Source organism: Lysinibacillus sp. NPDC056220 (assembly GCF_049315265.1).
Lineage (GTDB): Bacteria > Bacillota > Bacilli > Bacillales_A > Planococcaceae > Lysinibacillus > Lysinibacillus pinottii.
Genome location: NZ_JBMOXD010000005.1, coordinates 25,282 through 51,437, shown reverse-complemented (window position 1 = coordinate 51,437; position 26,156 = coordinate 25,282). Strand labels below are relative to the sequence as shown.

24 protein-coding genes and 1 other annotated feature are annotated in these 26,156 nt (G+C 38.8%); all 24 genes read left to right on the top strand.

Annotated features, from left to right (window positions below):
• Window position 1: 1 nt before the first annotated feature.
• The 24 genes from rlmB (at window position 2) to rpsJ (ending at window position 26,151) form a co-directional block, all read left to right on the top strand.
• Window positions 2-754 (top strand): 23S rRNA (guanosine(2251)-2'-O)-methyltransferase RlmB, encoded by a 753-nt coding sequence (gene rlmB, locus ACOZBY_RS16355; protein ID WP_012296086.1) that lies wholly within the window; start codon window positions 2-4, stop codon window positions 752-754.
• 2 nt (window positions 755-756) lie between these two features.
• Window positions 757-1,269, top strand: coding sequence for an NYN domain-containing protein (locus tag ACOZBY_RS16350; RefSeq protein ID WP_012296085.1), 513 nt, complete (start codon window positions 757-759; stop codon window positions 1,267-1,269).
• Window positions 1,270-1,337: 68 nt separating this feature from the next.
• On the top strand, window positions 1,338-1,985 hold the full coding sequence (gene sigH, locus ACOZBY_RS16345) for an RNA polymerase sporulation sigma factor SigH (protein WP_031416729.1): 648 nt from the start codon (window positions 1,338-1,340) through the stop codon (window positions 1,983-1,985).
• A 76-nt stretch (window positions 1,986-2,061) separates the two neighbouring features.
• The gene (gene rpmG, locus ACOZBY_RS16340; protein ID WP_075807303.1) at window positions 2,062-2,208 is read left to right on the top strand and encodes a 50S ribosomal protein L33; all 147 of its coding nucleotides are present in this window, start codon (window positions 2,062-2,064) and stop codon (window positions 2,206-2,208) included.
• A gap of 49 nt (window positions 2,209-2,257) precedes the next feature.
• Entirely contained in the window at window positions 2,258-2,443 is a 186-nt protein-coding gene (secE, locus tag ACOZBY_RS16335; RefSeq protein WP_025116455.1) for a preprotein translocase subunit SecE, read from the top strand.
• Between the two features lie 335 nt (window positions 2,444-2,778).
• Window positions 2,779-3,312 carry a transcription termination/antitermination protein NusG gene (gene nusG, locus ACOZBY_RS16330; RefSeq protein WP_031416728.1) on the top strand — a complete coding sequence of 178 codons (534 nt, stop codon included), beginning with the start codon at window positions 2,779-2,781 and terminating at the stop codon, window positions 3,310-3,312.
• A 230-nt stretch (window positions 3,313-3,542) separates the two neighbouring features.
• Entirely contained in the window at window positions 3,543-3,968 is a 426-nt protein-coding gene (rplK, locus tag ACOZBY_RS16325) for a 50S ribosomal protein L11 (protein WP_004233593.1), read from the top strand.
• Window positions 3,969-4,084: 116 nt separating this feature from the next.
• Window positions 4,085-4,783, top strand: coding sequence for a 50S ribosomal protein L1 (gene rplA, locus ACOZBY_RS16320; RefSeq protein ID WP_031416727.1), 699 nt, complete (start codon window positions 4,085-4,087; stop codon window positions 4,781-4,783).
• Between the two features lie 54 nt (window positions 4,784-4,837).
• Window positions 4,838-4,983: a sequence feature (ribosomal protein L10 leader region), on the top strand.
• A gap of 32 nt (window positions 4,984-5,015) precedes the next feature.
• Window positions 5,016-5,516: a 50S ribosomal protein L10 gene (rplJ, locus tag ACOZBY_RS16315; RefSeq protein ID WP_012296080.1), complete on the top strand. Its 501-nt coding sequence runs from the start codon at window positions 5,016-5,018 to the stop codon at window positions 5,514-5,516.
• Window positions 5,517-5,589: 73 nt separating this feature from the next.
• The gene (gene rplL / locus ACOZBY_RS16310; protein WP_012296079.1) at window positions 5,590-5,949 is read left to right on the top strand and encodes a 50S ribosomal protein L7/L12; all 360 of its coding nucleotides are present in this window, start codon (window positions 5,590-5,592) and stop codon (window positions 5,947-5,949) included.
• A gap of 76 nt (window positions 5,950-6,025) precedes the next feature.
• On the top strand, window positions 6,026-6,628 hold the full coding sequence (locus ACOZBY_RS16305) for a class I SAM-dependent methyltransferase (protein WP_031416726.1): 603 nt from the start codon (window positions 6,026-6,028) through the stop codon (window positions 6,626-6,628).
• Window positions 6,629-6,870: 242 nt separating this feature from the next.
• Window positions 6,871-10,446, top strand: coding sequence for a DNA-directed RNA polymerase subunit beta (gene rpoB / locus ACOZBY_RS16300; RefSeq protein ID WP_012296077.1), 3,576 nt, complete (start codon window positions 6,871-6,873; stop codon window positions 10,444-10,446).
• Window positions 10,447-10,648: 202 nt separating this feature from the next.
• Window positions 10,649-14,332 (top strand): DNA-directed RNA polymerase subunit beta', encoded by a 3,684-nt coding sequence (gene rpoC / locus ACOZBY_RS16295; protein WP_031416724.1) that lies wholly within the window; start codon window positions 10,649-10,651, stop codon window positions 14,330-14,332.
• Window positions 14,333-14,470: 138 nt separating this feature from the next.
• Window positions 14,471-14,719 (top strand): ribosomal L7Ae/L30e/S12e/Gadd45 family protein, encoded by a 249-nt coding sequence (locus ACOZBY_RS16290; protein WP_036165052.1) that lies wholly within the window; start codon window positions 14,471-14,473, stop codon window positions 14,717-14,719.
• 98 nt (window positions 14,720-14,817) lie between these two features.
• A complete protein-coding gene (gene rpsL / locus ACOZBY_RS16285) occupies window positions 14,818-15,237 on the top strand; it encodes a 30S ribosomal protein S12 (RefSeq protein WP_010860613.1) in 420 nt (139 codons plus the stop codon).
• 147 nt (window positions 15,238-15,384) lie between these two features.
• A complete protein-coding gene (gene rpsG / locus ACOZBY_RS16280) occupies window positions 15,385-15,855 on the top strand; it encodes a 30S ribosomal protein S7 (protein ID WP_025116448.1) in 471 nt (156 codons plus the stop codon).
• An 80-nt stretch (window positions 15,856-15,935) separates the two neighbouring features.
• The gene (fusA, locus tag ACOZBY_RS16275) at window positions 15,936-18,014 is read left to right on the top strand and encodes an elongation factor G (RefSeq protein ID WP_012296073.1); all 2,079 of its coding nucleotides are present in this window, start codon (window positions 15,936-15,938) and stop codon (window positions 18,012-18,014) included.
• A 136-nt stretch (window positions 18,015-18,150) separates the two neighbouring features.
• On the top strand, window positions 18,151-19,338 hold the full coding sequence (tuf, locus tag ACOZBY_RS16270; RefSeq protein WP_004233614.1) for an elongation factor Tu: 1,188 nt from the start codon (window positions 18,151-18,153) through the stop codon (window positions 19,336-19,338).
• A gap of 158 nt (window positions 19,339-19,496) precedes the next feature.
• Complete coding sequence (locus ACOZBY_RS16265; protein WP_031416722.1) at window positions 19,497-20,186, top strand: response regulator transcription factor; 690 nt, start codon at window positions 19,497-19,499, stop codon at window positions 20,184-20,186.
• Window positions 20,187-20,246: 60 nt separating this feature from the next.
• Window positions 20,247-21,209: a sensor histidine kinase gene (locus ACOZBY_RS16260; protein ID WP_230586032.1), complete on the top strand. Its 963-nt coding sequence runs from the start codon at window positions 20,247-20,249 to the stop codon at window positions 21,207-21,209.
• A gap of 96 nt (window positions 21,210-21,305) precedes the next feature.
• Window positions 21,306-22,070 (top strand): ABC transporter ATP-binding protein, encoded by a 765-nt coding sequence (locus ACOZBY_RS16255; protein ID WP_012296070.1) that lies wholly within the window; start codon window positions 21,306-21,308, stop codon window positions 22,068-22,070.
• Window positions 22,057-24,036 carry an FtsX-like permease family protein gene (locus ACOZBY_RS16250; protein WP_031416719.1) on the top strand — a complete coding sequence of 660 codons (1,980 nt, stop codon included), beginning with the start codon at window positions 22,057-22,059 and terminating at the stop codon, window positions 24,034-24,036. Before ACOZBY_RS16255 ends, ACOZBY_RS16250 begins: the two co-directional genes overlap by 14 nt.
• A gap of 153 nt (window positions 24,037-24,189) precedes the next feature.
• The gene (locus ACOZBY_RS16245) at window positions 24,190-25,500 is read left to right on the top strand and encodes a Na+/H+ antiporter family protein (RefSeq protein ID WP_325882137.1); all 1,311 of its coding nucleotides are present in this window, start codon (window positions 24,190-24,192) and stop codon (window positions 25,498-25,500) included.
• A gap of 342 nt (window positions 25,501-25,842) precedes the next feature.
• Window positions 25,843-26,151: a 30S ribosomal protein S10 gene (gene rpsJ, locus ACOZBY_RS16240; protein WP_004233624.1), complete on the top strand. Its 309-nt coding sequence runs from the start codon at window positions 25,843-25,845 to the stop codon at window positions 26,149-26,151.
• Window positions 26,152-26,156 lie beyond the last annotated feature (5 nt).

Sequence of the window (26,156 nt, the reverse complement as noted above, 5' to 3'; positions counted from 1 at the left end):
AATGACAGAACAAAATGGAGAAATTATTGCCGGTAAAAACCCAGTGTTAGAAGCACTTCGTTCAGGACGCGATATGAATAAAGTATGGATTGCAGAGGGGGTAAAAAAATCGGGTGTCAATGAACTGCTAGATCTAGCTCGAGAACGTGGAGTGATCGTTCAGTTTGTTCCGAAAAAGAAGGTCGACCAATTATCAAGTGCAAATCATCAAGGTATTGTTGCTTCTGTTGCAGCATATAAGTATGCTGAACTGGAGGATTTATTTGCTGCAGCCGCAAAAAAACAAGAAGATCCCTTTTTCTTAATCTTAGACGAGCTTGAAGATCCACATAACCTAGGTTCTATTATGAGAACAGCTGATGCAATAGGAGCGCATGGTATTATTATTCCAAAGCGCCGTTCAGTAAGTTTAACAGCTGTCGTGGCGAAGTCTTCAACAGGCGCTATTGAACATGTCCCTGTAGTACGTGTAAACAATCTGGCTCAAACAGTGGATGAACTAAAAGAACGAGGTATATGGATTGCTGGTACAGACGCGAAGGGCTCTGTAGACTATCGGAAAATGGATGCAACATTACCATTGGCTATCATTATCGGTAGTGAGGGTAAGGGAATGGGTCGCTTATTAAAAGAGAAATGTGACTTCTTGTATCATTTACCGATGGTAGGGCATGTGACATCACTGAATGCTTCAGTGGCAGCAGCATTATTAATGTACGAAGTGTATCGTAAGCGTCAAGAAGCGAATGAGTAACAATGAAAAACATTTTGCTAGTTGATGGCTATAATATGATTGGGTCCTGGAAAGAGCTTCGACCATTGCGGGATACAAATTTTGAGGATGCTCGCAAAAGGTTGATAGAACTTATGGCTGAATATAAAGCAGCTATGGGGTGGCGCGTAATTATTGTTTTTGACGCACATCTAGTACCAGGCGTAGAGCAATCTTATTTAGAAAGTGATGTTGAAGTCATTTATACTCGGAAAAATGAAACAGCAGATGAACGTATTGAAAAAATGACGCATGAACTTAAGGCTAGAAATGTACAAATACACGTAGCAACTTCCGATATGGCAGAGCAAAGTGTGATCTTTGGTAATGGAGCTTTGAGAAAATCAGCGAGAGAACTAGAAATAGATACAAGCATTATCCAGCATAAAATATCACATGCTGTAAAAAGGAAACATGAAAGTAGACCACCTTCACGTATAGAATTAAAGCCGGATGTGGCGATAGCATTCGAAAAATGGAGACGTGGATTGAAATGATTGATTGACGCATATTTTCCATTTCCGTTATACTGTTCCTAATTATCTGTTGTGGCTGAGGTGATACCATGTTTAAAAATAGCATTGTACAAGTGACACAAGATTTTGAACGATTCAATGATGAAGAGCTTATTGAAATGGTGCATCAAGGTAATACAGATGCGTTGGATTATTTAATTACGAAATACCGTTTGTTAGTTAGGGCGAAGGCAAGATCCTATTTCTTAATTGGTGCTGATAAGGAAGATATTGTGCAAGAGGGCATGATTGGTTTGTATAAAGCGATTCGTGATTTTAAAGGGGATAAGCTTGCTTCTTTCCGGGCATTTGCTGAGCTATGTATTACAAGGCAAATTATTACCGCTATTAAAACGGCTACTAGGCAAAAGCATATACCTCTCAACTCGTATGTTTCTTTGGACAAGCCCATTTTTGATGAAGAATCAGACCGAACGCTAATGGATGTTTTAACAGGCGCTATCATGGATGATCCAGAAGAATTAATAATTCATAGAGAAGAATTTGGATATTTAGAAGAAAAGATGAGTGAGATTTTAAGTGAACTAGAGTTACAGGTTTTAGCTCTATATCTAGATGGCCGATCATATCATGAAATTTCTGCAAAATTAAATCGTCATGTGAAATCCATTGATAATGCTTTGCAGCGGGTGAAGCGCAAATTAGAGCGACATTTAGTCCTTGAGGAAATGTCTTAGAGGTCATAGGCTTTATTGACATTGACAAATATAGGTGTTAGTCTTAAAAAGATAAAGTGCCGAAAAAGGTGAGTGTATGGCAAAAAAAGTCGTGCTAAATTGCGAGAAATGTGGATCGAGAAATTACACGTTCCCGGCTAAAGAAGGCTCCACTGTACGCCTCGAATTAAAGAAATTTTGCTCGCATTGCAATGAACATACAGTGCATAAACAAACGTTATAAAATGATATGTAAATAGACAGATTTTGATTGATTCGGAGGTTAAGCTAGAATGGGCAAGATCAAAGGCTTTTTCAGTGATGTAATGTCAGAAATGCGCAAAACAAGCTGGCCGAAAAGTAAAGAGCTGACTAAATATACAGTCGTTGTAATTTCAACTGTTGTCGTTATGGCTTTATTTTTTGTGTTAGTTGACTTAGGTATTTCATCATTATTCCGCTGGTACTTAGATTTATAATTTAGTAAATAGCATGTTAATACTTATGAAATAGCCCGTCCATTGCAATAACGGGTTTTTTCGTTTGTTTTATCTTCATTCAGCAGGTAATTCTATCTTTATGTGCAAGTGATATGGATGAAGTGAATGGCAGTAAGTTAATCTCATTATGATAAGTATGATAGTAGCGATAGATGACTATGCTAGTTTCGATACATATCTTCAGGCTTTCTTTATAGGAAAAGGCTATGTTTATATGAGATGTTTGTGAAAAGGGTAAGGATTGCATCTAGCATATCGCGATTCATTTTCACTTTTATTTGTAAGGGAGGGACGGACGAGGAGTCCTAGTAGTTATGGAGAAAAATTGGTATGTTGTTCATACGTATTCAGGGTATGAGAACCGAGTAAAAGCAAACCTAGAAAAACGTGTAGAAACAATGGGAATGCAAGATAAAATCTTCCGAGTGATTGTTCCTGAGCATGAGGAAACAGAAATGAAGGATGGGAAAAAGCGTACGATGATGCGTAAAGTTTTCCCAGGTTATGTATTAGTAGAGCTTATTATGACAGATGATTCTTGGTATGTAGTGCGTAATACGCCGGGTGTAACAGGCTTTATCGGGTCCTCTGGTGGAGGAGCAAAACCAACACCTTTACTACCTGAAGAAGCGGATCGTCTATTACAACAAATGGGTATGACTGATAAGATTGTTGAAGTGGACATCTCTATTGGTGAGGCAGTTGAAGTATTAGAAGGGCCGTTCGCTCATTTCCAAGGACGTGTTGAAGAAATTGACACAGAAAAAGGAAAAATAAAAGTGTCAGTTGATATGTTTGGTCGCGAAACAATTATGGAGCTAGACTTCGAACAAATTCAAAAATTATAGTACAATTTCTAGAACTGTGACATGCCAATTGGTAGACGTTTCGCAGATTTTGTTAATTACTACTTGCTTAAAAAAATTAAAAGTGGTATCATTTCATAGGTCAGACTGTCATACTTTTGTTTGACGTCTGTAATGATAATTTTAATGTTATCGGCACTTAGCTGACAGACAGATATTGAGTGGGAGGGGCAACCCAATTACCACATCACGGACTTAAGGAGGTGTGTCTCGTGGCTAAAAAAGTTATTAAAGTTGTAAAACTTCAAATCCCTGCTGGTAAAGCTAATCCAGCTCCACCGGTTGGTCCTGCATTAGGTCAAGCAGGTGTGAACATCATGGGATTCTGTAAAGAATTCAACGCGCGTACTGCTGATCAAGCTGGTCTTATTATTCCAGTTGAAATTTCAGTATTCGAGGATCGTTCTTTCACTTTCATTACAAAAACTCCACCTGCAGCAGTTCTACTTAAAGTAGCAGCTGGTATCCAATCTGGATCTGGTGAACCAAATCGTAAAAAAGTGGCAACGGTTAAACGTGATAAAGTTCGCGAAATCGCTGAAACTAAAATGCCAGACCTTAACGCTGCTTCAGTAGAAGCTGCTATGTTAATGGTAGAAGGTACTGCACGAAGCATGGGTATTGTTATCGAAGACTAATCCCAGTTACTTGATGTTTTGTTTTTTGGAAGGTTGCGAAGTTTCTTTGTGAACACGCAACCTTTATTCGTGGGAGGTAAAATCCGTTATAACCACAATCAAGGAGGAAATATATAATGGCTAAAAAAGGTAAAAAACTGCAAGATGCAGCTAAATTAATTGATCGTAACTCACTATACAGTGCACAAGAAGCAATCGAACTTGCTCAAAAAACTAGCACAGTAAACTTCGACGCTACTGTAGAAGTTGCTTTCCGCTTAGGTATTGATACTCGTAAAAACGACCAACAAATCCGTGGTGCAGTAGTACTACCAAACGGTACTGGTAAAACTCAACGCGTATTAGTATTCGCGAAAGGTGAAAAACTTAAAGAAGCAGAAGCAGCTGGTGCTGATTATGTAGGTGATGCAGAGTACATCCAAAAAATCCAACAAGGTTGGTTTGATTTCGATGTAATCGTAGCAACTCCTGACATGATGGGTGAAGTTGGTAAACTTGGTCGTGTATTAGGACCTAAAGGCTTAATGCCAAACCCTAAAACTGGTACAGTTACTTTCGATGTAACAAAAGCTATCGAAGAAATCAAAGCTGGTAAAGTAGAATACCGTGCTGACAAAGCTGGTATCATCCACGCTCCTATCGGTAAAGTTTCTTTCTCTGCAGAAAAATTAGTAGAAAACTTCTTAGCTGTATTTGATGTAGTTCAAAAAGCAAAACCTGCTGCAGCTAAAGGTACTTACATGAAGTCTGTAAATATTACAACTACAATGGGTCCAGCTGTTAAAATTGACGCTGCTAACGTAGTAGTAAAATAATTTAAATATATATATTGACAACAGCAATGATTACATGATATAATCATTGCTGTTGTGAATTATCCATTTGTACCGTAGACAGTAGGAGTGACATGTCACTTAATGTTCCTACCGAGGACATCGGAATTCAGATTCTTATTTAAAGATGATGACTTTCAGCCTCTGTGTCTATTTGACGTAGGGGCTTTTCTTTTGTCGGTATAAATGACCCATTCTAATAGGAGGTGTCATCATGAGCAAAGCAATCGAAAACAAACAAGTACAAGTTCAAGAGATTACTGAGAAATTCCAAAACGCTTCTTCTGTAGTAGTAGTGGATTACCGTGGTCTTAATGTTGCACAAGTAACAGAGCTTCGTAAACAACTTCGTGAAGCTGGCGTTGAGTTCAAAGTATACAAAAACACTTTAACTCGTCGTGCTGCTGAAGCTGCTGGTCTTGAAGGAATCAACGACGTATTAGTTGGTCCTAACGCAATTGCGTTCTCAAATGAAGATGTTGTAGCGCCTGCTAAAATCATCAACGAGTTCGCTAAGAAAAACGAAGCTTTAGAAATTAAGGCGGGTATTATCGAAGGTACAATCTCTTCTGTTGAAGATGTTAAAGCACTTGCAGAACTTCCATCACGCGAAGGTCTACTTTCTATGCTTTTATCTGTACTTCAAGCTCCAGTGCGTAACTTCGCACTTGCAACAAAAGCTGTTGCAGATCAAAAAGAAGAACAAGGCGCGTAATTTAATACGTCCAAAAACTTCCGCGGCCTGACCGCAAAAAAATAAAACATTATCCAATTAGGAGGAAATTATAATGAACAAAGAGCAAATCTTAGAAGCTATCAAAGCTATGACAGTTCTTGAATTAAACGATTTAGTAAAAGCTATCGAAGAAGAATTCGGTGTAACAGCTGCTGCTCCTGTAGCAGTAGTTGCTGGTGGTGCTGCTGCAGCTGAAGAGAAAACAGAATTCGACGTAGTATTAGCATCTGCTGGTGCAGAAAAAATTAAAGTAATCAAAGTGGTTCGCGAAATCACTGGTTTAGGTCTTAAAGAAGCTAAAGAAGTAGTAGATAACGCTCCTAAAGCTCTTAAAGAAGGCGTTTCTAAAGATGAAGCTGAAGAAATCAAAACTAAACTTGAAGAAGTTGGCGCATCTGTAGAAGTTAAGTAATCTCGCGTTACTTTTAAACAAAAGGAAAGCTCGTCATATTGGCGAGCTTTTTTCTTCATTCTGAGGAGGCGTGAAAATGTCAGATCACTATTATACAAGTAATCCTCAAACTGAGAGTAAACCTCGTCATTGGACATTTCAATTACTAGGGCATTCGTTTTCATTTGAAACGGATGCAGGTGTATTTAGTAAAAGCGAAGTAGATTTTGGATCCCGTGTTTTAATAGACGCTTTTCAAATGCCTAATATTGATGGTGCAATTTTTGATATAGGGTGTGGATATGGGCCGATAGGATTATCCATCGCCAAAGCGAATCCAGACCGTACCGTTTGTATGATGGATATAAATGAACGTGCAGTTGCGCTTTCGCAAAAAAATGCGCAAGTGAACGGTGTTCAAAATGTGCGAATATTTGTGAGTGACGGCCTATCGATGGTTGATAAAGATATAGAAGCAGCAGCTATCTTAACGAATCCGCCAATTCGTGCAGGGAAGGAAACGATTTTCCGCTTTTACGATGGAGCTTATGATAGACTAGTGTCATCTGGAGAGCTTTGGGTAGTAATTCAGAAGAAACAAGGAGCGCCATCGACAGTAAGTTACCTAGAGGGTAAATTTTCCGAAGTCGATGTTGTCGAGAAGAAAAAAGGATACTGGATAATACGAGCAAAAAAATAAATGAAATATGTATAATTTATTGACTTGACAAATCGGCTATGATAATATGATACAATGCAAAAATATTATTTTGAGGTCGTATGCCCTTTTTGTATAGAATTGTTTTAATATGGGTATACTTGCCAAGATAAGTTTAGTTAACCGAAAATGAGATCTTTTTGAAGACTCGTTTTCTTTTTGTCTTTCGAAATCATACACTATTTGTATGATTTTGCAAAGACCTAATATCGCTTTATTGAGGGGTGAATGAGTTGACAGGTCAACTAGTTCAGTACGGACAACACCGCCAGCGTAGAAGCTTTGCGCGTATTAAAGAGGTGCTTGAGCTTCCAAATCTGATTGAGATTCAAACGGCGTCTTACGAGTGGTTCCTTGAAGAAGGTTTACGTGAAATGTTCCGTGACATTTCGCCGATCGAGGACTTTACAGGCAATCTTTCATTAGAATTCATCGATTATTCATTAGGTGATCCTAAATATGATGTTGATGAGTGTAAAGAGCGAGATGTTACTTACGCAGCTCCATTACGTGTGAAAGTACGTCTTTACAACAAAGAAACAGACGAAGTGAAAGAACAGGATGTCTTCATGGGTGATTTCCCATTAATGACAGAAACGGGTACATTCATTATCAATGGTGCTGAACGTGTTATCGTTTCACAATTAGTTCGTTCACCAAGTGTGTATTTCCATGATAAAACGGATAAGAACGGTAAAAAAGGTTTTGGAGCTACAGTGATTCCAAACCGTGGTGCTTGGTTAGAGTATGAAACGGATGCAAAAGATGTGGTATATGTACGTATCGATCGTACTCGTAAACTACCAGTAACCGTATTACTTCGTGCATTAGGTTTTGGCTCAGACCAAGAAATTATCGATATTATCGGTGATAACGAGTATTTACGTAATACGTTAGAAAAAGATAACTCTGAAAGCACTGAAAAAGCACTTTTAGAAATCTACGAGCGTTTACGTCCAGGTGAACCACCAACAGTTGAAAGTGCGAAAAGTTTATTATACTCTCGTTTCTTCGACGCAAAACGCTATGATTTAGCGAATGTTGGACGCTACAAAATGAATAAAAAGCTTCATATTAAAAATCGTTTATTCAACCAAACGATTGCTGAAACGCTTGTAGACCCAGAAACAGGCGAAATTTTAGTAGAGAAAGGTACAGTGCTTGATCGCCGTACTTTAGATAAAATCCTACCTTACCTAGAAGATTCTTCGAAGGGTATTGGTTTCCGTACTTTATCACAAGTTGGTGGAGTACTTGAGGACGATGTAACAATCCAATCTATTAAAATTTATGCACCGAAAGATGAAGCACAAAAAGAAATTAATATCATTAGTAATGCCTATATTGATGAAGAAGTAAAAAATATCACTCCTGCTGACGTATTGTCTTCAGTAAGCTATTTCTTCAACTTGCTTTATCAAGTAGGTGCAACAGATGATATTGACCATTTAGGTAACCGTCGTCTACGTTCTGTAGGTGAGTTACTACAAAACCAGTTCCGTATTGGATTATCTCGTATGGAACGTGTAGTACGTGAACGTATGTCTATTAACGACACAGCGGCTATCGTACCACAACAATTAATTAATATTCGTCCAGTCATTGCGTCAATTAAAGAGTTCTTCGGAAGCTCTCAATTATCACAATTCATGGACCAAACAAACCCGTTAGCAGAGTTAACGCATAAACGCCGATTATCTGCATTAGGGCCTGGTGGTTTAACACGTGAGCGTGCTGGTTTCGAAGTACGTGACGTTCACTACTCTCACTATGGTCGTATGTGTCCAATTGAGACACCAGAGGGGCCAAACATTGGTTTAATCAACTCATTATCTTCTTTCGCTAAAGTAAATAAATTTGGTTTCATCGAAACGCCTTACCGTCGTATTGACCATGAAACAGGTCAAGTAACGGATCAAATTGATTATCTAACAGCTGATGAAGAAGATAACTACTACGTAGCACAAGCAAACTCACCATTAAATCCAGATGGTAGCTTTGCAAATGACGAAGTAGTAGGTCGTTTCCGCGGAGATAACACAGTATTTAATAAAGCTCAAATGGACTACATGGACGTATCTCCTAAACAAGTAGTTTCTGCAGCGACTGCGTGTATCCCATTCTTAGAAAACGATGACTCTAACCGTGCACTTATGGGTGCAAACATGCAACGTCAAGCAGTTCCACTTCTTAACCCAGAGGCACCATTCGTTGGTACGGGTATGGAACACGTGGATGCACGTGATTCAGGTGCAGCTGTAGTAGCGAAGTATGATGGTATTGTTGAGCATGTTGAAGCTCGCTCTATCCATGTTCGCCGCATTGAAGTTGTTGACGGCAAAGAGGTTAAAGGCGATTTAACAAAATATAAATTACAAAAATTCATTCGTTCAAACCAAGGTACTTCATATAACCAACGTCCGCTTGTAAAAGTAGGTGAACGTGTGAAGCCTCGCGATATTTTAGCAGATGGTCCATCAATGGAAAAAGGCGAATTAGCTCTTGGACGTAACGTACTTGTTGCATTCATGACTTGGAACGGCTTTAACTATGAGGATGCTGTTATTATGAGTGAGCGCCTTGTAAAAGACGATGTTTATACATCTGTTCATATTGAAGAATATGAATCAGAGTCTCGTGATACAAAACTTGGACCTGAAGAAATCACTCGTGATATTCCGAATGTCGGGGAAGATGCACTTCGTAACCTAGACGAACGTGGTATTATCCGTATTGGTGCGGAAGTACGTGACGGTGATATTCTTGTAGGGAAAGTAACGCCTAAAGGAGTTACAGAATTAACTGCTGAAGAGCGTTTATTACATGCTATTTTCGGTGAAAAAGCTCGTGAGGTTCGTGATACATCATTACGTGTCCCTCATGGTGCTGGCGGTATCATTCTGGATGTTAAAGTATTTAACCGTGAAGATGGCGATGAATTACCACCAGGTGTTAACCAATTAGTTCGTGCTTACATTGTTCAAAAACGTAAAATTCGCGTTGGGGACAAAATGGCCGGACGTCATGGTAACAAAGGGGTTATCTCTCGTATCTTGCCAGAAGAAGATATGCCGTTCATGCCAGATGGCACGCCTGTTGATATCATGTTAAATCCACTTGGTGTACCTTCTCGTATGAATATCGGACAAGTTTTAGAATTACACTTAGGTATGGCTTCTCGCTACCTAGGCGTCCACATGGCAACACCAGTATTTGATGGTGCGAATGAAGAAGACGTTTGGGAAACAATGGAAGAAGCAGGGATGAACCGTGACGGTAAAACTATCCTGTATGATGGCCGTTCTGGTGAACCATTTGATAACCGTGTATCTGTTGGTATCATGTATATGATCAAACTTGCTCACATGGTTGACGATAAACTTCACGCGCGTTCAACGGGTCCTTACTCACTTGTTACGCAGCAACCACTTGGTGGTAAAGCGCAATTTGGTGGACAACGTTTTGGTGAGATGGAAGTATGGGCACTTGAAGCATATGGTGCCGCTTATACACTTCAAGAAATCTTAACAGTTAAATCCGATGACGTTGTTGGTCGTGTGAAAACGTATGAAGCCATCGTTAAGGGTGAAAGTGTACCAGAGCCAGGGGTTCCTGAATCATTCAAAGTATTGATTAAAGAGCTTCAATCTCTTGGTATGGACGTTAAGATGTTAACAGTTAATGATGAAGAAGTAGAGCTTCGTGATTTAGACGAAGAAGAAGATCTTCAACCAGCTGATGCACTTAACATCGCACCACAGCCAGATACTGAAGAAGAGCCAGTAGAGTCTTTTGAATAATGGAAACCAAAATTCACAATAGTGAAGAAGGTCAAACTTATTTTCAAATTAGCCGGGCAGGATTTAACGCCCTGCCTGGCTTTTTCTTTTAATAAATCATTCTATTTCTAATCCTTTGTCAAAGAGGAAATTCTTTGCAAACGATTATCGAGCTGCGTAAAAGAGTCTTTATAAAGACCTATACTAGAGGGAGGTAGGCTCCTTGATAGACGTTAATGAATTTGAATATATGAAAATCGGTTTAGCATCCCCTGACAAGATTCGCTCTTGGTCATATGGTGAGGTTAAAAAACCTGAAACAATTAACTACCGTACGTTAAAACCAGAAAAAGATGGTTTATTCTGTGAACGTATTTTTGGGCCAACTAAGGATTGGGAATGTCATTGTGGTAAGTATAAACGTGTCCGCTATAAAGGCGTAGTTTGTGACCGCTGTGGTGTTGAAGTAACGCGTGCTAAAGTTCGTCGTGAACGTATGGGTCATATCGAATTAGCTGCACCAGTTTCTCATATCTGGTACTTCAAAGGTATTCCTAGCCGTATGGGTCTAATTTTAGATATGTCACCGCGTGCACTTGAAGAAGTGATTTATTTCGCTTCCTACGTTGTGATTGATGCTGGTGCTACAAATTTAGAAAGCAAACAATTACTTTCTGAAAAAGAGTACCGCGCATACCGTGAAAAGTTCGGAAATACATTCGAAGCTTCAATGGGTGCAGAAGCAATTAAAAAATTATTAGGCAAAATTGACCTAGAAGATGAAACTCATTCTTTAAAAGAGGAGTTAAAATCTGCACAAGGTCAAAGACGTACGCGTGCTATCAAACGTTTAGAAGTTGTTGAATCATTCCGTAACTCAGGTAACTCACCTGAATGGATGATTTTAGATGTACTACCTGTAATTCCACCCGAGCTTCGCCCAATGGTGCAATTAGATGGTGGACGTTTTGCAACTTCAGATTTAAACGATCTATACCGTCGTGTTATCAACCGTAATAACCGATTAAAACGTTTATTAGATTTAGGTGCTCCAAGCATCATCGTACAAAACGAAAAACGTATGTTACAAGAAGCTGTTGACGCATTAATTGATAATGGTCGTCGCGGACGCCCTGTAACAGGTCCTGGTAACCGTCCACTAAAATCACTTTCACATATGTTGAAAGGTAAACAAGGTCGTTTCCGTCAAAATCTACTTGGTAAACGTGTTGACTATTCCGGTCGTTCCGTTATCGTAGTAGGTCCAAACTTAAAAATGTACCAATGTGGTCTACCTAAAGAAATGGCTATTGAGTTATTCAAGCCTTTCGTTATGAAGGAATTAGTAGAACGTGGCCTAGCTCATAATATTAAATCTGCTAAGCGTAAAATCGAACGTTTAAACAACGACGTTTGGGACGTACTAGAAGATGTTATTCGTGAGCATCCAGTATTACTAAACCGTGCACCAACGCTACACCGTCTTGGTATTCAAGCATTTGAACCAACACTAGTAGAAGGTCGTGCTATTCGTCTTCACCCATTAGTATGTACAGCATATAACGCTGACTTCGATGGTGACCAAATGGCCGTTCACGTACCATTGTCTGCAGAAGCTCAAGCTGAGGCTCGTCTTCTAATGCTTGCTGCGCAAAACATTCTGAACCCTAAAGACGGTAAACCTGTTGTAACACCTTCACAAGATATGGTATTAGGAAACTACTACTTAACGCTTGAACGTGAAAGTGCACGTGGAGAAGGTACTATTTTCTACGGTCCAAACGAAGTATTAATCGCATATGATACAGGTCATGTGCATTTGCATACACGTATTGCTATTAAAGCTGGTTCGTTAAATAATCCAACCTTCACAGAGGAACAAAATAACATGTTCCTATTAACGACTGTTGGTAAAGTGATCTTTAACGAAATCTTGCCTGAATCATTCCCTTATATCAATGAGCCGACTGATTTTAACTTAGAGCAAGTAACACCAGAAAAATACTTTGTGAATTTAACAATTGACGAAGAAACACTAAAAGAGCTTGAATCAGATAGTGCTTATAATAGCCTTGATGAAAAAGGGAAAATTGATGCACAACGTACAGCTGTATTGCGCAAGCATTTTGAATCTGTACCAGTTGTAAATCCATTCCGTAAAAAGTTCTTAGGAAATATCATTGCTGAAGTATTTAAACGTTTCCACATTACTGAAACATCTAAAATGCTTGACCGCATGAAAAACCTAGGATTCAAATATTCAACTCGTGCCGGTATTACTGTTGGTGTATCTGATATCGTGGTATTACCTGACAAAGGTGAAATTTTAGCAGTAGCTCAAGAAAAGGTTGATAAAGTTCAAGCGCAATTCCGCCGTGGTTTCATCACAGAGGATGAACGTTATGACCGTGTTATCTCAAGCTGGAGTGCTGCGAAAGATGAAATCCAAGCCAAGCTGATGAAGTCTCTTGAGAAAACAAACCCAATCTTCATGATGTCTGACTCAGGTGCCCGTGGTAACGCATCTAACTTTACACAGTTAGCAGGTATGCGTGGTCTGATGGCCAACCCGGCTGGTCGTATCATCGAACTACCAATTAAATCTTCATTCCGTGAAGGTTTAACAGTATTAGAGTACTTCATCTCAACTCACGGTGCTCGTAAAGGTCTTGCCGATACAGCCCTAAAAACTGCCGATTCAGGTTACTTAACTCGTCGTCTTGTTGACGTTGCACAGGATGTTATTGTGCGCGAAGATGACTGTGGTACTGACCGTGGTTTAACAATTGGTGCATTAATGGAAGGCACAGAGCTAATCGAGGCTCTAGATGAGCGTATTGTTGGTCGTCATACGAAGAAAACAATCGTACATCCTGAAACTGGTGAAGTGATTCTAAATAAAGACGGTTTAATCGATCAAGATGTGGCTCGTGCAATTATCGAAGCTGGTATCGAAGAAGTGACTATCCGTTCAGCATTTACATGTAATACAAAACATGGCGTATGTAAAAAATGTTACGGCATGAACTTAGCAACAGGTGAAAAGGTTGAGGTTGGAGAGGCAGTTGGTATTATTGCCGCTCAATCAATCGGTGAACCAGGTACACAGTTAACAATGCGTACATTCCATACAGGTGGGGTTGCCGGGGACGATATTACACAAGGTCTTCCACGTATCCAGGAGATCTTTGAAGCACGTAATCCAAAAGGTCAATCTGTTATTTCAGAGATCGCAGGTACTGTTTCAGATATCACAGAAATCCGTGAAGGCTTAAAAGAAATTACGATTCAAGGTGACGTAGAAACTCGTAAGTACCAAGCGCCTTATAATGCACGTCTTAAAGTTATCGAAGGTGATAATGTGGAGCGTGGTCAAGTTTTAACAGAGGGTTCTATCGATCCAAAACAATTATTAAAAGTCAAAGACGTTTCAACTGTTCAAGAATATTTATTAAAAGAAGTTCAAAAAGTATACCGTATGCAAGGGGTAGAAATTGGAGATAAACATATCGAGGTAATGGTTCGCCAAATGCTTCGTAAAGTACGTGTAATTGAAGCTGGAGATACAGATTTATTACCAGGTTCATTACTAGATATCCACCAGTTCGCAGAGGCAAACGCAGATGCTGTTATGGATGGCAAAAACCCTGCAACTTGTCGTCCTGTAATCCTAGGTATTACAAAAGCTTCTCTTGAAACAGAATCATTCTTATCAGCAGCATCATTCCAAGAAACAACACGTGTGTTAACAGATGCAGCAATTAAGGGTAAACGTGACGAGCTTCTTGGATTAAAAGAGAACGTAATTATCGGTAAACTTGTTCCTGCAGGTACTGGTATGCAACGTTACCGTCAAATCCGCATTGAAAAAGATGAGCTTGACACAGAAGTCGTTTCTGCTGAATAGATAGTAAAAATAGCGCCGAAGAGATGGAATTCCACCGTCTCTTCGGACTTTTTAAAGATATTAGTTGACAGTATAAAATGGTAATGATAATATATTGAAGGTTGATAGTTAACTGTCTGTACTTCGGAGGATATGAAAATGTCTTATGATAAAGTAAGGGCTAGTCAAACAATCATAGGTACAAAGCAAGCAGTAAAAGCAATGCGAGCCGGTTCAGTGAAAGAACTCCTTGTGGCACTTGATGCAGACAATTGGGTAACCGATTTGGCCATATCTTTCGCGAGAGAAATCGGTATACCAGTTATTCTTGTTGAGTCCAAAAAGGAACTGGGCAAGGCCTGTGGAATCCATGTTGGAGCTGCGGTAGTTGCGATTACTGTAGAGTAGTTTTTGTGTGTTAAGCACAAAGACTTTGTTTTTACCCAAAAAATGAACCACCTGGATGTGTGGTATTAACAAGGAATAAATGAAGGGAGGAAATACCGATGCCTACAATTAACCAATTAGTACGTAAGCCTCGTCAATCTAAAATCACGAAATCAAAATCACCAGCGTTAAACAAAGGATATAACTCATTTAAAAAATCTTTAACTGATGTTAAGTCTCCTCAAAAACGCGGTGTTTGTACTCGTGTTGGTACAATGACACCTCGTAAACCAAACTCAGCGTTACGTAAATACGCTCGTGTACGTTTAACTAACCAAATTGAGGTTACAGCTTATATCCCAGGTGAAGGCCACAACTTACAAGAGCACAGCGTTGTTCTTATCCGTGGCGGACGCGTAAAAGACTTAGCGGGTGTTCGTTACCATATCGTACGTGGTGCTCTTGATACAGCTGGTGTAAACGGTCGTTTACAATCACGTTCTAAATACGGAACAAAACGCCCTAAAGAAAAAAAATAATTTAACGTTCAATAACGTTATTTAAAACTGAGCCTTATACTAAATGTCACAAATATCGAATCTTGCTAGCAGATTTGATATTTGATGGACGAATATAAAAGGCCAACTTATAAAATAATCGATATTTATTCGAAAGGAGGAAAACACATGCCTCGTAAAGGTCCTGTTTCCAAACGTGACGTGTTACCAGATCCAATTTATAGTTCAAAACTAGTAACTCGTTTAATCAATAAAATGATGGTTGATGGTAAAAGAGGTACTTCTCAAAAGATTTTATACGGTGCGTTCGAAATTGTTAAAGAACGTTCTGGTGAAAATCCAATTGAAGTATTCGAAGCTGCTCTAAATAACGTAATGCCAGTTCTTGAAGTACGCGCTCGCCGTGTTGGTGGTTCTAACTACCAAGTACCGGTTGAAGTACGTCCAGAACGTCGTACAACTTTAGGTCTTCGTTACCTAGTTAACTATGCTCGTCTTCGTGGTGAAAAAACTATGGAAGAACGTTTAGCTAACGAAATTCTTGATGCTTCTAACAATACTGGTGCATCAGTTAAGAAACGTGAAGATATGCACAAAATGGCAGAAGCGAACAAAGCATTCGCTCACTACCGCTGGTAATTTAACCTATGTGTTAGCAAATTGGCTAGCACAAGGTCTCTTATACAGTCTTTACCCCAATATGGAAGGAGAAATTTCCTATGAAACGCGAATTCTCACTTGAGAATACTCGTAATATTGGGATCATGGCTCACATTGATGCTGGTAAAACAACAACAACTGAGCGTATCCTTTATTACACTGGTAAGATTCACAAAATCGGTGAAACTCATGAAGGCGCTTCTCAAATGGACTGGATGGAGCAAGAGCAAGAACGTGGTATTACAATCACTTCTGCAGCAACAACAGCCCAATGGGCAGGCCATCGTGTAAACATCATCGATACTCCTGGACACGTAGACTTCACTGTAGAAGTAGAACGTTCATTACGCGTACTTGACGGTGCTGTAACAGTACTAGATGCTCAATCTGGTGTTGAGCCTCAAACTGAAACTGTATGGCGTCAAGCTACAACTTATGGTGTTCCACGTATTGTATTCATTAATAAAATGGATAAAACAGGAGCAGACTTCTTATATTCTGTAGGAACTCTACATGATCGTTTACAAGCAAACGCTCACCCTATTCAATTACCAATCGGAGCTGAAGATCAGTTCTCAGCAATCATTGACTTGGTTGAAATGAAAGCTACTTTCTATGGTGACGAAAAAGGTACAGCAGTAACTGAGGGAGAAATTCCTGAAGAATACCGCGCACAAGCTGAAGAGTACCGTGAAAAATTAATCGATGCTGTTGCAAGTGTTGATGAAGATATCATGGAAAAATATTTAGAAGGCGAAGAAATTACTGTTGCGGAACTTAAAGCGGCAATCCGTCGTGCTACAATCGCAGTAGAATTCTACCCAGTAATCTGTGGTACAGCGTTCAAACACAAAGGTGTACGCCCAATGTTAAATGCTGTTATCGATTACTTACCATCTCCAGTAGATGTACCAGCAATCAAAGGTACTTCTGTTGATGGTGACGAAGAGTTAGAACGTAAATCTTCTGATGATGAGCCATTCTCAGCTCTTGCATTCAAAGTTATGACTGACCCGTTCGTAGGTAAATTAACGTTCTTCCGTGTGTACTCTGGAACATTAGATTCAGGTTCATACGTACAAAACTCTTCTAAAGGTAAACGTGAGCGTGTAGGTCGTATCCTACAAATGCACGCTAACTCTCGTGAAGAGATTTCTAAAGTATTCGCTGGGGACATCGCAGCAGCAGTAGGTCTTAAAGATACTACTACTGGTGATACTCTTTGTGACGAGAAAAACCTAGTTATTCTTGAATCAATGGAATTCCCTGAGCCAGTAATTTCTCTTTCTGTAGAACCAAAATCAAAAGCTGACCAAGATAAAATGGGTCAAGCTTTACAAAAACTTCAAGAAGAGGATCCAACTTTCCGTGCTCATACTGACACAGAAACTGGACAAACAATCATCTCAGGTATGGGTGAACTTCACCTTGATATCTTAGTTGACCGTATGCGCCGTGAATTTAAAGTAGAAGCTAACGTAGGTGCTCCAATGGTATCTTACCGTGAAACATTCCGTAGCTCTGCAAAAGTTCAAGGTAAATTCACTCGCCAATCTGGTGGTCGTGGACAATATGGTGACGTAACGATTGAGTTCTCTCCAAATGAAGAAGGTAAAGGCTTTGAATTCGAAAACGCTATCGTTGGTGGTGTAATTCCTCGTGAATACATTCCTGCAGTTGAGGCAGGTCTTCGTGACTCTCTTGACCGCGGTGTAGTAGCTGGTTACCCTCTAATCGATATTAAAGCGAAATTAGTATTCGGTTCTTACCATGACGTTGACTCGAATGAGATGGCGTTCAAAATTGCTGCATCTATGGCTCTTAAAGAAGCATCTAAACAATGTGATGCTGTTATCTTAGAACCAATGATGAAAGTAGAAGTTGTAATTCCAGAAGAATACCTTGGTGATATCATGGGTAACATTACTTCTCGTCGCGGACGCGTTGAGGGTATGGATGCTCGCGGTAACTCACAAGTTGTTCGTGCTATGGTTCCTTTAGCAGAAATGTTTGGTTATGCAACGACTCTTCGTTCTGCAACGCAAGGTCGTGGTGTATTCTCAATGACATTTGATCATTATGAAGAAGTACCAAAATCAATTGCTGCTGAAATCATCAAAAAAAATAAAGGTGAATAATTGAATTTTCATCTTGCATAAAGTATAACTAATTTGTAAGCTATGATTGCAGGATAGGGGATGGGCCCGTTCTCTATCAGCATTCATTCTATAAATTTCAAAAATAAAACATATAATTTTGAGGAGGCAATCTCTAATGGCTAAAGAAAAATTTGACCGTTCTAAAACGCATGCTAACATTGGTACAATCGGACACGTTGACCATGGTAAAACTACTTTAACTGCTGCTATCGCTACAGTTCTTTCTAAAAAAATGGGTGGTACAGCTAAATCATACGCTGACATCGATAACGCTCCTGAAGAAAAAGAGCGTGGTATCACAATCAATACTTCTCACGTAGAATATGAAACAGAAACTCGTCACTATGCACACGTTGACTGCCCAGGACACGCTGACTATGTTAAAAACATGATCACTGGTGCTGCACAAATGGACGGCGGTATCTTAGTAGTATCTGCTGCTGATGGCCCAATGCCACAAACTCGTGAACACATCCTTTTATCTCGTCAAGTAGGTGTTCCATACTTAGTAGTATTCATGAACAAATGTGATATGGTTGATGACGAAGAATTATTAGAATTAGTAGAAATGGAAATCCGTGACCTACTATCTGAATATGACTTCCCAGGTGACGATATTCCTGTAATCAAAGGTTCTGCTCTTAAAGCTCTTGAAGGTGAACCAGAATGGGAAGAAAAAATCGTTGAATTAATGGACGCTGTAGATTCTTACATCCCAACTCCAGAACGTCAAACTGACAAACCATTCATGATGCCAGTAGAGGACGTATTCTCTATTACTGGTCGTGGTACAGTTGCAACTGGCCGTGTTGAACGTGGTCAAGTTAAAGTTGGTGACGTAGTTGAAATCATCGGTATCGCTGAAGAAGCTAAATCTACTACTGTAACTGGTGTAGAAATGTTCCGTAAATTATTAGACTATGCTGAAGCTGGTGACAACATCGGTGCATTACTTCGTGGTGTAGCTCGTGAAGAAATCCAACGTGGTCAAGTATTAGCTAAACCAGGTTCAATTACTCCACACACTAACTTCAAAGCTGAAGTTTATGTTTTATCAAAAGAAGAGGGTGGCCGTCATACTCCATTCTTCTCTAACTACCGTCCTCAGTTCTACTTCCGTACAACTGACGTAACAGGTATCTGTAACTTACCAGAAGGCGTTGAAATGGTAATGCCTGGTGATAACATCGAAATGACAGTTGAACTTATCGCTCCAATCGCTCTTGAAGAAGGTACTAAATTCTCTATCCGTGAGGGTGGCCGTACTGTAGGCGCTGGCGTAGTTGCTTCTATCCAAAAATAATTTTAGCTTTTGCTAATGTTCAAACCAATCTGTAGGGACGCTTACAGATTGGTTTTTTATGTTAAAATGTAAGTAATTTAAAGTTTTAATTAGTGTATGAATACATATCAGCCAGCATGTCATCTAGGTAAACTATTTAAGTGGAAAGGGATTTGAATATGGAGATGAAAATTTTACTGATTGAAGATGATCCATCGATATATAGTATGATTGAAGAACGTTTTGCACAATGGTCATTACAAGTTGTTGGACCCAAAAATTTTCAAAAGGTGATGGATGACTTTATAGAAGTAAAGCCACATCTTGTACTAATCGATATTCAATTGCCAGCCTATGATGGCTTTCATTGGTGTCGAGAAATTCGTCATCTATCCAATGTGCCAATCCTTTTTCTATCTTCTCGAGATCATCCAATGGATATGGTGATGGCAATGCAAATGGGGGCAGATGATTTTATACAGAAACCCTTTCATATGGAAGTATTGCTCGCTAAAGCACAGGCTATTTTACGAAGAACCTATGACTATGTTGAAGCGAAAATGGATGTTACACGATTTAATGATGCTGTTATTGATTATGCAAGGAGTGAAATTATTTGTGATGGAGCTATAGCTTCTTTAACAAAAAATGAACTCTTTATTTTGCGCATTTTAGTGGAACAGGCTAATCATATCGTTTCAAGAGATGAACTAATGAGAAAACTGTGGGATGATGAACGTTTTGTAAACGATAATACGTTATCGGTGAATGTTAACAGGTTACGTGCAAAGCTAGAGGATATTGGCTTACATGAAGTGATTCTAACAAAAAAGGGACTTGGATATATAGCAGTAACTCAAGGGACGTGAACTATATTGTTACTATTGTTTATAAGAGAGCGCTTTGCATGGATAGGGTTTTTTACATTTATGATGATACTGTTAAACGTGCTATTTTCTTTAGATGTTGGTCTAAATAGTGTTTCTATTTGGTATGTAAATGTAAGTATGCTTGTTAGTTTCATACTCTTCTTCTTATGGCGTTTCTTCCTCGAAGTTGGGAAATTAAATGATTTCCTGGGAAATATGGATAGCCACCTTGATGAAGCCCATAGAAGTAGCTTATCTTTGTCACCTTTTCAAGAAGTTAGCTTTCGAAAAATGGAGGATGTCTTTCATGAAAAGAATATGGAATTAAATCAGGCCAAAGTACAGCTGCAAGAGTATTCAGATGAGTTGCTGGCATGGGTTCATGAAGTAAAAGGGCCTTTAACAACCATTAATTTAATGTTAGACCATGTGGAGGATTTATCAACACGTCGAAAATTAGAAAAAGAATGGTTGAGACTCCATCTGTTAGTCGATCAACAGCTACACCAAACACGACTTACTTCTATAGAAAAGGACAATTATTTAACTGAGATTGAGCTAAAACCAGTTGTTAATAAAGAGATTCGAGCTATGCAAGCCTGGTGTATAGAAAAGGGAATCGGTTTTGAAGTAGATGAACTGACTGAAAAGGTTATGACAGATGGAAAATGGCTATCGTTTATTGTACGACAAATTCTCTCTAACGCCATAAAATATAGTTCAGCCAATTCAGAGGTAGCGATTTTTACTGAACTTGACCCAACAGGTGCTACATTATTACATATTAAAGATGTGGGCATTGGGATACCTTCGGAGGATTTACCTAGGATTTTTCAAAAATCGTATACAGGAAACGTGGGGCGGGAGTCAAGTCAATCTACAGGTATGGGTCTTTATCTAGCATATAATGTAGCAAAAAAAATAGGTATCCGTATAAATGTACAGTCGACTGTAGGAGAGGGTTCATTATTTACGCTACGGTTCCCATTACAAAATGAATATGTCAAACTAACAGGTAGATGACGAAATTGTCACCTACCTTTTTATATTGTCATCTAAAACGCACGAATGAATAGATGCGATAGGGTACACTGGGAATATAGAAAGGGGCGTTTATAAGTGACAGTGTTAATTGGTCGTAAAATAAAAAAAGTTTATGGAAAGAAATCTACGGCTCAGGAAGTATTAAAGGGCATTGATTTGGAAGTGAGTAAGGGTGAATTCGTAGGTATTATGGGACCTTCTGGATCAGGTAAAACAACACTTTTAAATGTCTTATGTTCAATCGATTTTGCAACAGAAGGAGTAATAGAAATAAATGGTCATAATTTACGGGGAATGAAGGAAAAGGCTTTGGCCAATTTCCGTAGAGAGCAGTTAGGTTTCATATTCCAGGATTATAATTTACTAGATACATTAACCGTAAAGGAAAATATTCTTCTCCCCTTAGCGATCAGTAATCTACCTAAGACAGTTGCTGAAAGTCGTGTAAAGGAGCTAACATCCTTACTAGGCATATCAGAAATTTTAAATAAATATCCCAATGAAATATCCGGGGGACAAAAACAACGTACATCTGCTGCGCGTGCACTGATTACAAATCCATCATTAGTATTTGCAGATGAGCCTACAGGTGCATTAGATTCTAAATCAGCTACAGCTTTGCTCCAAAATCTCCAAAATATTAATGAGACAAAAGAAGCGACAATAATGATGGTTACGCATGATGCAGTAGCTGCAAGTTTCTGCACACGTGTTTTATTTCTAAAGGATGGACTTATTTATAGTGAGCTTTATAAAGGGGATAAAACAAGACAGGCTTTTTTCCAGGAAATCATGCATACGCAAAGTGTGCTAGGCGGTGATGGTTATGAGTCTAAGTAAGTTAGTATTAAGAAGCATGAAGAAAAATATGAAGCACTACTATTTATACTTCTTCGCCCTTATTTTTAGCGTTACTTTATATTTTTCCTTTGTAACATTACAAAATAACTCTGCAGTATGGGATGCTGTTCAGATGAGTGGAACGGCTACTGCTGGATTTAAAGCAGCCACTTATATTTTATATTTTATCGTTTTGTTCTTCGTCTTGTACGCCAATCATTTATTTATGAAGCGTCGTAGTAAAGAGATAGGCTTGTACCAATTGATTGGTATGACCAAGGGATTAATTGTACGCTTATTAGCGATCGAAAGCATTCTATTATTTGTTGGAGCAGTTATTTTAGGTATGCTGGCCGGTTTCTTTAGTTCACGTGTATTTGCAATGATACTATTGCGTGTACTTGAGAAAGAAGCTCTTGTAACCATGACATTTAGTACGCAGGCATTACAGCAATCCATAATTGTATTTACTATACTTTTGATGATTGTCCTTGTACAAATGGCCTGGATGATCCATCGTGTTTCTTTACTATCACTATTTACCGCTGCTAAACAAGCAGATGAACGTGTAAGACGTTTTAGTGCCTTACAAATGGTGATTGGCTTTATGGGGTTAGTTTTAATAGTTTATGGTTACTATGCTTCAACAAAGCTATTTGATATTGAATCAGCCGGAAACTTATTTATTAATATGATCATTATTCTAGTTACTACAATTGGTGGAACATTTCTTGTCTTTCGTTTTTCTGTAGCATTTATTATGAATACGATTCGCTTAAAGAAAAAAGGACATCTTTCCATCCATGATGTTTTAGCATTAACACCTATCATGCATCGGATGAAGAGCAACGCTAAGTCATTAACGCTCATAACCGTATTAACGGGTGTCTCTCTAGGTGTGACGACTTTATCTTATATCTCCTACTATTCTTCAGAAGCATCTGCATATAGCCAAGTACCGGGTGATTTTATCTTGCTAGAAGAGCAGGGAATGTCTTTCTTAAATGAATTAGAGAAAAATAACATAGCGTATGAAAGGGTAGATTATCGTTTGCAAGGAGTAACAGCCTCTGTAGGACAACTCATGTCTAAAAAACAGCAGGATAATCCTCTATATAGTATGGAAGGAACCATCTATACAATTCCACTTTCTGATTATAAGCAGAGTGTGCCTGAAGCCTCGATATCAGGAAATGATGTGATTTTAACAAACTATGGTGGGTATATGGCTGAGATGTTCCCATTAGAGAAAGATCGTGATGTAGTAGTATCTGCAGGAGAACTCGAAGAGACTTTTCATGTTGTGGATGTACACGATAAAAGTATTATAAGTGGTATCGTTACAGCTGGAGGTGGTGGGCCCATCTTTGTTGTAACAGATGATATGTTTAAAAGTCTAGCTACACAATCAGAGCATTACCCTTGGCATCGACAGTCTTCTATTACTATAAATTCAAAAGAAAACTTAGTGGTGGCAGAGAAATTATATTTACAGACAAATGCTGGGGTCATTACAACTAAAGATCATGAGGGTAAAACAGAGCAGTATAATCAATCTTCTTATGAAGAGAAGCGTAAAGATAATATTGAATCATTGGGTCTTACTATATTTACAACTGCATTTTTAGGATTAGCTTTCTTAATGACAACTGGTAGTATTCTGTACTTCAAACAAATGTCTGAGGCAGAGGAAGAGCGTGGCTCCTATACAATCCTCAGAAAGATTGGCTTTGCAGAAAGAGATATTATGAGAGGCATTTATATGAAACAAGCCTTTAATTTTGGAGTTCCATTAATTATTGGATTATTGCATAGCTACTTTGCTGTTAAATCAGGATGGTTTTTATTTGGAACAGAGTTAACAGCACCCTTGTGGATTGCGATGTGCTGTTATATAGCATTGTATACAATTTTTGCTCTACTATCGGTAGGCTACTATAAAAAAGTCGTTCGAGAATCATTGTAACAATTAAATAAGTAGGAACCCAAAAGCAGTGTGATGAGTAATAGATCATACTGTTTTTTTATTGCCTTGAATGATGAAAACCCTTGACTTTCAATTATCAGAATAATAATGTTTAACATGTTAGTAATTTAGCGTATGAAAGTGAGTGTAACGATGAATGCAGTAATAGTGGCGGTAGCCGTTATGTTAATATTAAGCTTACTCCGCATCAATGTCGTCCTATCTTTAGTGTTAGGGGCGTTTGTAGGTGGCCTTACAAGCGGTATGAGCATTGAAGCAACAGTAGAATCATTTACAGAAGGGTTAGGGGCAGGTGCAACGATTGCATTAAGTTATGGCCTACTTGGCGGCTTTGCCATCGCCATTGCCAAAACCGGGATACCTGAATTGATGATTACAGGGATGTTAAACATATTAAATAGTGAAAGTAATCGCAAAGGTTTAGTGAAGGTTTTAATTTTTTTCCTTATTTTTTTGATGTCAATTTTATCACAGAATGTCATACCTATTCATATCGCTTTTATTCCACTATTGATTCCTCCTGTTTTAAAAATTTTAAATTTATTAGAGATCGATCGACGTCAAGTGGCAACCTTAATAGCAGTGGGCTTAATAGGTACTTATAGCTTTGTACCAGCTGGCTTTGGGGCGATCTTTCAAGATATCGTTGCTACACAAGTATCAGAGGCTGGGATGGTAGTATCTTCACGTGATGTACCTGTAGCAATGGCGATTCCAGTGCTAGGTATGCTGATAGGATTAATTACAGCCTTTATTGTATATCGCAAGCCAAGACATTATAAAAATAATGAAATAGAGGCTGATTCTCTCCATGTTAATGTCAGCAAAGTTGTGATGTTTTCCACAGCTCTTGCACTAATCGTATCGTTATGTGCTCAAGTGTTTACAGATTCGATGATAGTAGGTTCTTTTGCAGGTATTATGATCATGTATTTTACAGGTGCATTGAAATGGAAAGAAGCTGATGACATTCTTTCAGAAGGAATGAAGATGATGGCCTTTATAGGCTTTGTCATGATTGCCGCTAATGGCTTTGCTGCGGTCATTAATGCTACTGGACATGTGGATAGCTTAATTACAAGCTCTATATCTATTTTAAAAGGAAACAGAAGTTTAGCGGTATTTATTATGTTAGTCATAGGGTTAGTTGTGACAATGGGAATCGGTTCTTCCTTTGCAACAGTGCCGATAATCGCGACGTTATTTGTTCCTCTCGCACAGGGGTTAGGAATGAGTCCTTTAGCAATCCTTTGTCTAATAGGAACGGCAGGTGCATTAGGTGATGCAGGATCTCCAGCTTCAGATTCTACGCTAGGACCGACAGCAGGTTTGAATGTAGACGGACAACATCACCATATTTGGGACACTTGTGTGCCGACTTTTATTTTTATTAACATTCCATTAATTCTATTTGGTTGGATTGCATGTGTGTTCTTTCTATAAAGAAGAAAGGAAGCTACTATTTAAAAAGACTTCAAAGTTATTTGAAATGTTCGATATTGTTGTATGGAAACCTTAGGTGTTGCAATATGTATGGAAATTTTATATACTAATAAACGGCTTAATAAAGCGAAGTAATAGTAGTACTAAGAATATCTGCAACATTTAAAAGAATTTAGCGAAAAGACTTGCTTATTCTTTTTTTATTGTATATAATGTTGAATGTTGGTCTTTGACTGCGATGAAGCGAGAGGTTGCCGACACACCCGGCCGCTTTGCCATGGCGGTGTGTGGGAAAATTTTCGTGGAGAATGTCTAGAAAATAGGCGAGAAGGAGGGAAAATAATGGCAAAACAAAAGATTCGTATTCGTTTAAAAGCGTATGATCACCGTATTTTAGATCAATCTGCTGAGAAAATTGTGGAAACTGCAAAACGTTCAGGTGCAAGTGTATCAGGTCCGATTCCACTTCCAACTGAGAAGTCTGTGTACACAATTCTTCGTGCGGTTCACAAGTACAAAGATTCTCGTGAACAATTCGAAATGCGTACGCATAAACGTCTGATCGATATCGTTAACCCGACACCACAAACTGTTGATGCGTTAATGAAACTTGATTTACCATCTGGCGTTGATATCGAAATCAAACTTTAATGGTA